This window comes from Salinicola sp. RZ23 (genome assembly GCF_003206675.1).
Lineage (GTDB): Bacteria > Pseudomonadota > Gammaproteobacteria > Pseudomonadales > Halomonadaceae > Salinicola > Salinicola endophyticus.
This window is the reverse complement of the sequence record NZ_PZJK01000007.1, coordinates 348,520-361,006: the sequence shown is the minus strand read 5'-3', so window position 1 is coordinate 361,006 and position 12,487 is coordinate 348,520. Positions and strand designations below refer to the sequence as shown.

At 55.4% G+C, this 12,487-nt stretch carries 8 protein-coding genes; 6 read left to right on the top strand and 2 right to left on the bottom strand.

The window, feature by feature from the left end; genetic code table 11:
* Positions 1-70: 70 nt before the first annotated feature.
* Positions 71-1,015 (bottom strand): LysR substrate-binding domain-containing protein, encoded by a 945-nt coding sequence (locus DOM67_RS07830; protein ID WP_110675070.1) that lies wholly within the window; start codon positions 1,013-1,015, stop codon positions 71-73.
* Positions 1,016-1,124: 109 nt separating this feature from the next.
* Between DOM67_RS07830 and DOM67_RS07825 the strand changes: the two genes are divergently transcribed.
* Positions 1,125-1,949 carry an NAD(P)H-dependent oxidoreductase gene (locus DOM67_RS07825; protein WP_110675069.1) on the top strand — a complete coding sequence of 275 codons (825 nt, stop codon included), beginning with the start codon at positions 1,125-1,127 and terminating at the stop codon, positions 1,947-1,949.
* Positions 1,950-2,001: 52 nt separating this feature from the next.
* Here DOM67_RS07825 and xseA read toward each other — a convergent pair whose 3' ends face one another.
* Positions 2,002-3,384, bottom strand: a complete 1,383-nt coding sequence (gene xseA, locus DOM67_RS07820; RefSeq protein ID WP_110675068.1) for an exodeoxyribonuclease VII large subunit — start codon at positions 3,382-3,384, stop codon at positions 2,002-2,004.
* 244 nt (positions 3,385-3,628) lie between these two features.
* On the opposite strand from xseA, the gene guaB reads away from it, so the two are divergent.
* The 5 genes from guaB to DOM67_RS07795 all read left to right on the top strand — a co-directional run bounded on the left by guaB (position 3,629) and on the right by DOM67_RS07795 (position 12,171).
* A complete protein-coding gene (gene guaB / locus DOM67_RS07815) occupies positions 3,629-5,098 on the top strand; it encodes an IMP dehydrogenase (protein WP_110675067.1) in 1,470 nt (489 codons plus the stop codon).
* Between the two features lie 170 nt (positions 5,099-5,268).
* Complete coding sequence (gene guaA, locus DOM67_RS07810) at positions 5,269-6,843, top strand: glutamine-hydrolyzing GMP synthase (protein WP_110675066.1); 1,575 nt, start codon at positions 5,269-5,271, stop codon at positions 6,841-6,843.
* Positions 6,844-7,470: 627 nt separating this feature from the next.
* Positions 7,471-8,199, top strand: a complete 729-nt coding sequence (locus DOM67_RS07805) for a DUF3825 domain-containing protein (RefSeq protein ID WP_198651758.1) — start codon at positions 7,471-7,473, stop codon at positions 8,197-8,199.
* A gap of 109 nt (positions 8,200-8,308) precedes the next feature.
* Positions 8,309-10,414: an AAA family ATPase gene (locus DOM67_RS07800; protein WP_110675064.1), complete on the top strand. Its 2,106-nt coding sequence runs from the start codon at positions 8,309-8,311 to the stop codon at positions 10,412-10,414.
* A complete protein-coding gene (locus DOM67_RS07795) occupies positions 10,411-12,171 on the top strand; it encodes an ATP-dependent helicase (protein WP_110675063.1) in 1,761 nt (586 codons plus the stop codon). The genes DOM67_RS07800 and DOM67_RS07795 overlap by 4 nt, the downstream gene beginning before the upstream one ends.
* The last annotated feature ends 316 nt before the right edge of the window (positions 12,172-12,487 follow it).

The following is a 12,487-nucleotide window of genomic DNA, read 5'->3' as shown; positions in this document are numbered from 1 at the left end:
ATTCGGCGCCGGCGGTGTTAGCCGTCGGGGTCTCTTGATGCACGCTATGTCTCGCTCTACGCCTCTCGCTCTAAACACCTCTCTCCGGCCCAGCCGACGCTGCCGGCTGCCCCGAGCCAGCCTGAACCAAATCCGCGAGGCGCTGACGTAGCCAGCGCTGCAGCGGATGGGTGGTGGTGCGCTCGTGCCACAGCAGGGCCATATCGAAGCCGGGCACGATCAGCGGCGGCACCAGCCGCTGTAGCCGTTCGCCACGCCCCGCGGCGACCCGTGAGGGCACCAGGGCGAGCAGCTCGCTGCGCGCCACGATCTCCGGCACGACCAGGAACCCCGGTGCCGAGAGCGCGACACGGCGGCGCCGGCCGACCGCCGCCAGGGCGTCGTCCACCGGCCCGTGAAAGCCGCCGCCCTGGGGTGAGACGATGACGTGCTCCAGCGCGCAGAAAGTATCCAGATCGAGCGGGTCGCTCACCTCGGGGTGCCCGGCGCGGGCGATGGCCACGTAGTGCTCGTGGTAGAGCCTGCGCATGCGCAGAGTGTCCGGCGCCATCTCCGGCATTGTCAGTGCCAGATCGACCTCACCCCGGGCCATCTGCGCCGCTAGTGCGGCGTGGTCCAGCGTGCGCCAGGCGATCGCCAGCCCCGGGGCCTCGCGTCTCAGCGCCAGGGCCAGTGGCAGCAGCACCGCGTACTGTACGTAATCGCTGGCGGCGAGGGTCACCGTGGCACTGGCGGTGGCCGGGTCGAAGGGGCTGGTGCTCGCCACCACCTGGCGCACGCTCTCGAGGGCCGCGTGCAGCGGCGCCTGCAGCTCCAGTGCGCGCTGGGTCGGGATCATGCCGCGCTGGGCGGGCAGCAGCAGCGGGTCACCCAGCAGCTCACGCAGCCGGGTCAGGCGGGTGGAGATCGCCGGCTGGCTGAGATGCAGGCGCTCGGCGGCACGGCTGACGTTGCGCTCCGCCAGCAGGGTGTCGAGGGTCACCAGCAGATTGAGGTCCAGCCGCTCGATATCCATTCAGTTTATACCTGGCAATAAAATATCCGATTTCAAAGATACCAGAGCCGGCGGCAAGATCGTGATCGACCCCGCACACCCGCGGAACGACCACCGACAAGGAGCCGGCATGTCCCATATCCTGATCGTCCACGCCCACCCCGAACCGCAGTCGCTGACCAGCGCGCTGAAAGATATGGCGGTGGCCACCCTTGAAGCGCAAGGGCACGAGGTGCAGGTCTCCGACCTCTACGCCATGCGCTGGAAGACACTCGCCGACCGCGAGGATTTCACCGAGACGTTCGATGCCGAGCGGCTGCGCTATATCGCCGAGTCCCGCCACGCCTACGCCGCCGATACCCAGACCGCGGATATCGCCGCCGAGCAGCAGAAGCTGTTGTGGGCCGATGCGGTGCTGTTCAGCTTTCCGCTGTGGTGGTTCGGCATGCCGGCGATCCTCAAGGGCTGGGTCGACCGGGTGTTCGCCTTCGGCTTCGCCTATGGCGTGGGGGAGCATGGCGGCGAGCGCTGGGGCGACCGCTACGGCGAAGGCATGCTGGCCGGGCGCCGCGCCATGCTGATGGTGCCGATCGGCGGGCGCGCGCCGCACTACAGCGAGCGCGGCGTCAACGGCAGCCTGGAGGAGATTCTGTGGCCGATTCATCACGGCACGCTGTTCTATCCGGGGCTGACGGTCATGCCGCCGTTTCCGGTCTATTCGAGCGACCGCCTGGACGAAGCCGGCTGGCAGCAGGTCGCGGCGGATCTCGAGCAGCGCCTGGCGGGGCTGTTCAACGATACGCCGATCGCCTATCGGCGCCAGAACGGCGGCCATTACGACGGCGAGCAGCGGCTCAAGCCGGGGCTAGGGAAGGGTGAGGGTGGTACGCGGATTCATCTCGTGCAGCCGGGTGACCCGGAGCAGCGTCCGGCGCGAAGGGTGGGGCAGAGCTGAAGCGCATCAACGCTGAAACGGGTCCCTGAGGGTTGTATCACCGCTGTGGTTTTTAGCCCTTCAGGCGGCGCTTCACTTCCAGCTTCAGACGCCCCTCGCCGAGGCGGGCGGTGAGCGTCTGCCCCGGCTGGGTCTGGCTGGCGGCGCGGATCACCTGGCCGCTGTCATCCTGCAGGATGGCGTAGCCGCGTCCGAGTACCGCCAGCGGGCTGACCGCATTGAGCCCCCGCGCCACCCCTTCGAGCCGCTGGCGCTCCTGGCGCAGCCGCATCTGCTGGGCGGCCTCGAGGCGCGTGCCCAGGCGCTCGACCCGCTCGCGGGCCTGGCCCAGGGTGCGGCTGGGGTCGAGCAGGGCAAAGCGGCGCTGGGTGGCATCGTAACGCTGGCGCTCCTGCTGCAGGCGCTGGCGCATCGCCAGACGCAGACGCCGTTCCAGCCCATTCAGGTGCTGGCGCTGCTGGGCCAGACGCTCGCCGGGGTGGCGCAGGCGCGCGCGCAGATGATCCAGGCGCTGCGCCTCGGCATCCGCACGCTGCTGCCAGGCGCGCACCAGCCGACCGCGCTGCTGGGCCAGCCCGGCGCTCAGCTCGCGGCGGTCCGGCGCCAGCCGCTCCGCCGCCGCCGAGGGGGTCGGCGCGCGCAGATCGGCGGCGAACTCGGCCAGGGTGAAATCCACCTCGTGGCCGATGGCGGCCAGTACCGGCAGGCGCGAATGAAAGATCGCCCGCGCCAGATGTTCGTCATTGAATGCCCACAGATCTTCCAGGCTACCGCCGCCGCGGGTGATCAGCACGGCATCGAACGGCTCAGGGGCGCCCGGTGCCCGCTCCGCGACCGGCATCTCGGCGTCTCGCCGTGCCTGGCGGTTGATCAGCGCGAGCGCACGGATCAGCGCCGGCGGCGCCTCGCGCCCCTGTACCGGCGTCGGGAACAGGCTCACCTTGGTCAACGGCCAGCGCGCCGCGAGCACCGCCAGCACATCGCGGATCGCCGCGCCGCTGGGGGAGGTGATCAGCGCCAGATGACGCGGCGGATAGGGCAGGGGGCGCGCATTGGCGAACACGCCCTCGGCCTCCAGCTGGCGCTTGAGCCGCTCGTAGGCCGCCATCAGTTCGCCTTCGCCGCTCGGCTGCACGGCATCGACGATCAACTGATAGTCGCCGCGCGGCTCGAAGATCGACACCCGGCCGCGAACCTTGATGCGGTCGCCATCCTTCAGCGGCGTGCGCGACAGGCTTGCCCGGTTGCGGAAGAACGCGCACTTGAGCTGGGCCTTAGCGTCTTTCAGGCTGAAGTAGATATGCCCGGAAGCGGGGCGCGCCAGCCCCGATATCTCGCCCTCGACCCAGCAGTCGCCGAAGCCGCGCTCCAGCATCTGGCGCGCCTGGCGGTTGAGATCGCTGACAGAAAGGGCCTGGGGCGTCGGGGCGGGCATGCGGGTTTCCAGCGCTCGGGGGTGGCCCGGCAGCGTAACACGAAGGCCGCCATGGGCGGCAGCGCGACCCGTCGGGCCACTTCGGCCGCGTGTGACTTCTCTATCGGCATTGAGCGTCATCGACCAAATGACTATAATGCGCGATTAACTTTTCGCAGCACCCGCCGAGTCGTCAGTCCCCAGACCCGGCGCCGGACGGGCGTTGCCACCGGCCCCCACCACCTGCCAAATTGGGTTTCCGACTATGCTACGTATGGCGCAAGAAGCTCTTACGTTCGATGACGTATTACTCGTACCCCGCTACTCGGATGTCCTGCCCAGAGACGTCGACCTCAGATCCCGCCTGACCCGCAAGCTGACCCTCAACATCCCGCTGCTCTCTTCCGCCATGGACACCGTCACCGAAGCGCGCCTGGCCATCGCCATGGCCCAGGAAGGTGGCATCGGCATCATCCACAAGAACATGACCATCGCCCAGCAGGCGTCGGAAGTGCGCAAGGTCAAGAAGCACGAGAGCGTCATCGTCAAGGACCCGGTCACCGTGGGTCCGAACGCCAAGCTTCAGGACCTGCTCTCGATGGCCGACGAGTACGGCTACTCGGGCTTCCCGGTGGTCGAGGGCGAGACGCTGGTGGGCATCGTCACCGGGCGTGACATGCGCTTCCAGCCGGACCACAGCGACACCGTCGAAGCGATCATGACCCCGCGCGACAAGCTGGTCACCGTGCTCGAAGGCACCGATCTCGACACCATCAAGTCGAAGCTGCAGGAAAACCGCATCGAGAAGATCCTGGTCGTCGACAAGGACTTCCACCTGCGCGGCCTGGTCACCGTGCGTGATATCGAAAAGGCGCGCACCTATCCCAACGCCGCCAAGGACTCCGACGGCCGCCTGCTGGTGGGTGCCGCCGTGGGCACCGGCCCGGAGACCCCGGAGCGGGTCGCGGCGCTGGTCGAAGCCGGCGTCGACGCGCTGGTGGTCGACACTGCCCATGGTCACTCCAAGGGCGTGATCGACCGCGTGCGCTGGGTCAAGGAGCACTACCCGGAGCTGCAGGTGATCGGCGGCAACATCGCCACCGGTGACGCCGCCGTGGCGCTGGCCGAAGCCGGCGCAGACGCGGTCAAGGTGGGCATCGGCCCCGGCTCTATCTGTACCACCCGCGTGGTTACCGGTGTCGGCGTGCTGCAGATCACCGCGGTGTCCAACGTCGCCGAGGCGCTTGCCCCCTACGACATCCCGCTGATCGCCGATGGCGGCATCCGCTACTCCGGCGATATCGCCAAGGCGATCGTCGCCGGTGCCAGCACCGTGATGCTGGGCAGCATGCTCGCCGGTACCGAAGAGTCCCCGGGCGAGGTCGAGCTGTTCCAGGGCCGTACCTACAAGGCCTACCGTGGCATGGGCTCGATGGGCGCGATGTCCCAGAGCCAGGGCTCCTCCGACCGCTACTTCCAGAGCAAGGAAGAGGGCGTCGAGAAGCTGGTGCCGGAAGGGATCGAAGGCCGAGTCGCCTACAAGGGCCAGATGAGCGCCATCGTGCACCAGATGATGGGCGGCCTGCGCGCCTCCATGGGCTACACCGGCTGCCACAACATCGACGAGATGCGCACGCTGCCGGAATTCGTCAAGATCACCGGCGCCGGCGTGGTCGAGTCCCATGTGCACGACGTGCAGATCACCAAGGAAGCGCCGAACTATCGCGGCGCCTGATCGTTAGTGATTCTGGAACCCCTTGAGCATCGCTCGAAAGGTTTCCCGTCATGGCCGAGTGCCCCCACCAGGGACTCGGCCATCGACACAGTTTCCAGCCATTTCCGGCTTTGTCAGCGGCGCCTAACAGCGCCGCTGCTCGTTTAAGACTCACACCCAGGGCTCATTCGATGACCGACATCCATTCGCACAAGATCCTGATTCTCGACTTCGGCTCCCAGTACACCCAGCTGATCGCCCGCCGCGTGCGCGAGATCGGGGTCTACTCGGAGATCCGCGCCTTCGATATCACCGAAGAAGAGATCCGCGAATACAACCCCAACGGCATCATCCTCTCCGGCGGGCCGGAGTCGGTCTCCGAGCTGGGCTCCCCGCGTGCCCCCGAGTGCGTGTTCGAACTGGGCCTGCCGGTGTTCGGCATCTGCTACGGCATGCAGACCATGGCGGAACAGCTCGGCGGCGCCACCGAAGGCTCCGACAAGCGTGAGTTCGGCTACGCCCAGATCAACGTCTCCAGCGAAGACGACCTGCTCGGCGGCATCAAGGATCACGTCGGCCACGACGGCGGCGCGTTGCTCGATGTCTGGATGAGCCACGGCGACAAGGTCGCCCGCGCCCCGGCTGAGTTCACCGTCACCGCCTCGACGCAGAGCTGCCCGATCGCCGCCATGAGCTGGGCGGAAAAGCGCTTCTACGGCGTACAGTTCCACCCGGAAGTGACCCACACCCTGCAGGGCCAGCGCATCCTCGAACGCTTCGTGCTCGAGATCTGCCAGGCCGAGCGGCTGTGGACCCCGGCCCAGATCATCGAAGATCTGACCGAGCGCGTCCGCGCCCAGGTCGGCGACCGCCACGTACTGCTCGGCCTCTCCGGCGGGGTCGACTCCTCCGTGGTCGCCGCACTCCTGCACAAGGCGATCGGCGATCAGCTCACCTGTGTGTTCGTCGACAACGGCCTGCTGCGCAAGCAAGAAGGTGACCAGGTGATGGAGACCTTCTCCCAGCACATGGGGGTCAAGGTGATCCGGGTCGACGCCGAAGACGAGTTCCTGACCAAGCTCGGCGGTGAAAACGACCCTGAAGCCAAGCGTAAGATCATCGGCAACACCTTCATCGACGTGTTCGACCGCGAAGCGGCCAAGATCGACGGTGTCGACTTCCTCGCCCAGGGCACCATCTACCCGGACGTGATCGAATCCGCCGCCAGCAAGACCGGCAAGGCCCACGTGATCAAGTCGCACCACAACGTCGGCGGCCTGCCCGAGACCATGAAGCTCAAACTGGTCGAACCGCTGCGTGAACTGTTCAAGGACGAAGTGCGCAAGCTCGGCCTCGAACTCGGCCTGCCCTACGATATGGTCTACCGTCACCCCTTCCCGGGGCCGGGTCTGGGCGTGCGGATTCTCGGCGAAGTCAAAAAAGAGTACGCCGACATCCTGCGTGAAGCCGACGCCATCTTCATCGAAGAGCTGCACAACGCCGACTGGTACCACAAGACCAGCCAGGCCTTTGCCGTCTTCCTGCCGGTGAAATCGGTCGGCGTGGTCGGCGACGGCCGCCGCTATGAATGGGTCATCGCCCTGCGCGCCGTGGAAACCATCGACTTCATGACCGCCCGCTGGGCCCACCTGCCGTACGAGTTGCTCGAAAAGGTTTCTAACCGCATCATCAACGAGATCAGCGGCGTCTCCCGCGTGACTTACGACGTCAGCAGCAAGCCGCCCGCGACGATCGAGTGGGAGTGAGCCCTAACTAGGTCAGGCGAGAGCCGTCTAGTCCCACCGCATCACCAGCCTCATACGAAAGCCTGCCTTTACCGGCAGGCTTTTTTGTTGCAAAACTATACCAAGGCGAGGTTAATTTTAGATAAACGTTCAGAAACTGTAGCCGATAGTAGGGCTGGTGAAGAGAATTGCAGGGAGTCGCAGGGGAATGATGTCATCTCCGGGCGGTAGGATGGCTGGATTCACGGAATTAACGACGCTAGAAAAGTCGATAGTTAGCAAACGGAAATAGATTGAAACTATGATGCCTGCTTTCGACCCAAAGGAGCCATGGTGGAAAGGCTGCCTGCACGCTCATCGGTGTTATGCAGCTGGCACTATGATTGGTGTTATGTGGCCAAGCTATATTTAATATGTCGATGTTTCAGTATGTTATGGAGAAAACAGTGCGCAGCATAATATTGTTGAACTTGCGTGCGCCTTCAAGTCAATAAACGAGCGCGCTGTCTAATACCTGTTAGAGAAGAGAATAGGAGAGAAAGTTTGCCATACGAAAGTTTGATGAAGCGCTATCGGGACCAAAATCCTCGAACTGTATTCGCCCATTTTCCATACCGCGGAGACGCCGGGGAAAATTGGGAGACTCCCATGAAAAAGCTAGCGGAAAAGGCACGGCCTGAGCAGTGGGACTTTCAAAGACTGGAGTTCAAAAAGCAAAATGAGTATTACCCAATACTCAAGAACTTCTTGAACTACACATTCTTGCGGCTTCAGGAACAGGATAAGATTCGATATTCCGATGATGGTAGTCGAGCCTGCTTAAACACAGGGCTTCAGACACCAGAAGGCAAGGATGTTTTCGCAACTTTCTATCGAAACGGCCAAGCCGAGCAAAAGCAACAGCCTGACTGGACATTGTTTGGCTACTTTGATGCTTACTCTGATAAAGTTAGGGATTTTGAGCCACTACCTGATATTGCCACTTTCACCGATGACCCCGCTGACCTTATTTATGATCACCGGTATGACTTTGAAGTGCAGTACGAGCACATCATCAATGACAATGAGGATCGCTTACCTGATGTTTTACAGGGTAATCCGCAGCTTGCCCGTAATGCGATTGAAGGCGCTATTGCGCAGTTGAGAGCTAGGCTGAGAAGGAACTACAAGCTCGCAGTTCCTCATTGGTACAACGGAAAAGTTCAGCTTCTACTGCCTCTCTCTATTACTGACGACCAGTCTGCTGATGTTGCTCTTGTTGTTGAGAGAGATGCCGGTAGAAGGAAGTATATGGTCAGAACTGTCCTAACAATGGAAATGGCATATATCGATGCTCGCATCATATGTGCACCTGATAAGGAATGGCTGAACCCTTAAGGCTCTAACAAATGGCTGTTTTCGGACGCACCTGGGCTGGCGCTCCGGTGCGCCGCAAAGCCAAGCGTTAGTGCTCTTGTGGGAGTCTTAAAGAACTTAAGGATAAGTGATGTATATAAACTCATTAAGAATACGAAATTTCAGAAATTTCTTAAGCGCAAACTTCGAATTTAAAAAAGGCGTTAACACTATTCTCGGTGAAAATGGTTCAGGCAAAACCAATGCGCTTTTCGCATTAAGACTTCTTCTTGACGAGTCATTACCTAGAAACATAATAAATTTACGAGATAGCGACTTCTGCCGTAACCTCGGAGCCTGGAAAGGCCACTGGATTGTGATTTCTATAGACTTTGATGAGCTGTCACCTCATGAAGGCTGCCAGATGCTAAAACACAATGCAGGTCATATGGACGGCAGCGAAAAAGGCACTCTAACCTATTATTTCAGACCCTGCCTCAAAGTAAGACAAGCTCTATTTGAAGCAAATGGTAACGCAGCATTAGCCCAGCAAATAGTTGATGAAATTAGTATAGAAGACTATGAGCCCGTGTTTTCTGGTAGAGCAAACGCTGATTTCTTATGCGATGATACATATCGAGATCTAGTCGGTGACTTTCAAAACTTCGTGTTTCCAGATCCGGATAACAAAGATTTTAAGGCTTATGGAGTAAAGCTTTCACCGCTGCATGAAGAAGTATCCTTTACATTTGTGAAAGCATTGAGAGATGTAGTCTCAGACTTAAAGAGCTACAGAAACAGTCCATTAATAGCTTTATTGAAGGGACTGGAATCAGACATATCCGACAAAAATTCCGAAAAAATAACCACCCTCGTTTCTGATATAAACAATGCAATTTCAGAGTTGGATGAAATCAGGCAAGTTTCCAGCGGAATTCAAGATACGCTGCATAAAACGGTTGGCTATACGTTTTCTCCAATCATTGATATTGAGTCGTCTTTACCTAGTGAATTAGATAAACTGTTACAAAAACTTTCGCTAACTGTTGGTGACAACTATGTTGACGGTTATAGCGGTGACCTTAATGAGCTTAGTCTTGGTGGGGCTAATTTAATTTATGTCGCGCTAAAACTACTAGAATATGAGCGAAAACAGGAGGCCGATAAAGCGGCACAGTTTTTAGTCATAGAAGAACCAGAAGCTCACATTCATACTCATATTCAAAAAACATTATTTGAAAACCACGCTGTCAATAAGACTCAAGTGTTCCTGTCAACGCACTCAACTCAAATTTCATCTGTAGCAAAAATTTCCGAGGTGAACATACTTGGGTTAAATGAAAATATCGTTGATGTTTTCCAACCTTCAAACAATCTAAATTCCACAGAATGTGGCCGCATAGAAAGATACCTGAACGCCACCCGCTCAACACTCCTTTTTGCTAAAGGAGTAATATTAGTTGAGGGCGACGCGGAGCTTATTTTAATTCCTGCTTTAGTTAAAAAGGTTCTTGGTGTATCACTGGACGAGCTTGGTATTAGCCTAGTAAGTATGGACAGCGCTTTTTTTGAGCACGTTTCAAACTTATTTCACCCGGACAGAATACGAAAACACTGTGCAATTATTACTGATTTAGATGCATCCATCGAACCCCTTCCAGATGATGAGGCTGATGACAACAAGTATCAAAAGTCATGTCGAAATTCTCAAAAATCAGGGGTGATTAGAAAGGGCAAGCTAGACGAACATGCTAAGGATAATGATTATATCAGCGTTTTTTACGCCAACCATACTTTTGAAGTTGACTTCGTGAGTGCTGATAATTCATTTGAACTAAAAGAAGTGCTCCCCTCTATTTACCAACAGCAAGGCAGTATAGATAAATCAATAGGCTTGCTTAAAGATCGCGAAGTTAGAATCTACGGAAAAGAAATACTTCGTCTTGCCGACAAGGTTGGTAAAGGATGGCTGTCTCTACTGACTTCTGAAAAAGTAACTTCTCTAACTTACGTCCCCAATTACATACTAGATGCAATTGCATTTTCATGTGGCCATAAACTTGCGCCTAAAATTATTTACAAAATGTGCTGTTATAGGCTTTCTAACCCCATGCCAGTATTGGAAGATAAATATAAACCAATACAGTTTTTCACTGACAACCATATGGATATTAATGCCTGTATTGATGAGTTTGAAAAACAATGTCCTGATGATGACTTGTCTTACCTGATTCGACTTCTGGATAGATATGTATGAAATTAAGTGTTGAACAGCACGCCGCTGTATATTGCAACGGAAATGCGTACGTTACAGCCTGCCCAGGAAGTGGAAAAACTAGAGCTCTTACGGCACGTATAGCAAAATGTGTTGAGGAGTTAACACATAAAAACAATAAAGTGCTAGCTGTAACTTTTACAAATAGAGCTGCCGATGAAATAAAGACAAGACTAGAAGAAAATTACACCATCGAAAGTGGCCGAGTTTGGGCTGGGACGATTCATTCATTTGTACTTGAGTGGTTAATAAAGCCTTATGCCTCATACTCTGAAATGCTTAATTCTGGTTGCTCTATTGCGGATGATTTCGAAACAAGAAAAATTCTTAACAAATTAAAAGTCGATAAAGGTTTAAGGATTTTCGATGACGTAAATACAGCCTTTAATAGGCAGGGTGTGGTTGAGAATCTTAATGTCCGAGCAAAGGAAGTAGAGCAAGAATACCGTCAGATATTATCTTTAAGAAAGAAAATCGATTTTGACCAGTCGCTCTATTTTGCGTTTCAGTTAATGGAAATGCTACCAGAAATTGCCCAAACGTTAAGTAATGTATTTGCTCACATATGCGTTGATGAAGTTCAAGATACTCAAGATCTACAGTATGCGATTCTAGCTAAGATATTTAATGAGTCACATAAAAAGCCTTCTTTGTTTATTGTGGGAGACGAGAATCAAGCGATTTATGGAGGCATTGGCGGAAAATCTCTTTCCTTGGCAGAATTAAACGCAGAGTTTATGGGCAGTAACATCACTCAATTTACGTTTAGTGACAATTACCGCTCTACGCAAAGACTAGTTGACTACTTCTCTGTCTTTAGAGGTGTTCAAGGAGGGCTATCAAAAGCAGCGCATAGAAATGAGCAAGGAACCATAAGCTTTTTTAATCAATCAGTGGGCAAAGATTATTTGGCCGGAACTATATCAGGGTTAATCCAAGATGAGCTCAATAAAGGCACAAATGAAAATGATATATGTGTTATTGCTCCTCAGTGGGCACCGATAAGGTCAATGACAAAGAAGCTCATAACTTTACTACCGCAGGTGAAGTTTGACGCACCAGCTTTGTCACCATTTTACGGCCAACAAGATAATTTTTGGTTGATAGTTTCCAAATTAGTATTGACTGAGCCGTCAGGAAGATTGCTAAGTGCTCGCGTTAGATGGGCAAATCAGTTGTTAAGTAGACTTGTAGAAAGTCATCATCAAGCCCGTGATTTAACCGCAAAAAAACTGCTTAAAGTAATTAATTCTTTTCACAGCGATACTGTTTTAGGTACTGAGTATCTTAAAGAGTGCTTTGAGTTTTTGCTGGATGAATTGAATATAGATTTATCACATGATTTGTTGCTTAAAGAACAATTTGAACTGTTCTTTGAGAAGGCCGCTTCAAATATAGAAAACAACAACGATCAATATGAAGATACGGTAGTTGCCCTTAAGAGTTTCTTTAAGGAGTCTTCTGGGGTGGTTGTAAACTCATGTCATGGGATAAAGGGAGAGGAGTATAAGGCTGTAATAGCATTCGGTTTATTGAAAGGTTATATCCCCCATTGGAATGACATAATTAATCAACCTGCTCAGGTAGGAAGAGATGCTGAGTCAAAAATGCTTTATGTAATAGCTTCAAGAGCAAAAGAGAGGTTGTTCTTATTTGCTGAGTATGGCCGTAGAACTCAAGGTGGAAAGCCTTATGAAACCTCTAACATGCTGAATACATATAACTATCAATATGATTAAAGCTTCATCTAGCTATCGTGCAGCCACTCAAGTATGAATTATATTTCGCTCTCTAGGTTAGCACTAACAAGGCGCTGCTGTCGGACAAATTTTCCGCTACGCTCCAAATTTGCCGCAGAGCGCGGCGTTATATCTACTTTTGGCTGAACGTCCGCTTTTGGCCGTTAGCTGACCTAAAGTAGGATAAGCCAAAGGTGTCGTAACGCGTTACTTCGCTTGCCACCGTAACATCTTGTTGAGCGCTTTACTGCGACGAAGGGCGCCAAGGATCAGGGGGGGAGTACCTCTAAGCCAATTTCAATCTGTACGTGAATCT

Excerpts from the sequence above, each read along its gene's own strand:
- xseA (WP_110675068.1), bottom strand. The coding sequence starts at position 3,384 with ATGCCCGCCCCGACGCCCCAGGCCCTTTCTGTCAGCGATCTCAACCGC.
- guaB (WP_110675067.1), top strand. The coding sequence starts at position 3,629 with ATGCTACGTATGGCGCAAGAAGCTCTTACGTTCGATGACGTATTACTC.
- DOM67_RS07805 (WP_198651758.1), top strand. The coding sequence starts at position 7,471 with ATGAAAAAGCTAGCGGAAAAGGCACGGCCTGAGCAGTGGGACTTTCAA.
- DOM67_RS07795 (WP_110675063.1), top strand. The coding sequence starts at position 10,411 with ATGAAATTAAGTGTTGAACAGCACGCCGCTGTATATTGCAACGGAAAT.
- DOM67_RS07825 (WP_110675069.1), top strand. The coding sequence starts at position 1,125 with ATGTCCCATATCCTGATCGTCCACGCCCACCCCGAACCGCAGTCGCTG.
- DOM67_RS07830 (WP_110675070.1), bottom strand. The coding sequence starts at position 1,015 with ATGGATATCGAGCGGCTGGACCTCAATCTGCTGGTGACCCTCGACACC.
- DOM67_RS07800 (WP_110675064.1), top strand. The coding sequence starts at position 8,309 with ATGTATATAAACTCATTAAGAATACGAAATTTCAGAAATTTCTTAAGC.
- guaA (WP_110675066.1), top strand. The coding sequence starts at position 5,269 with ATGACCGACATCCATTCGCACAAGATCCTGATTCTCGACTTCGGCTCC.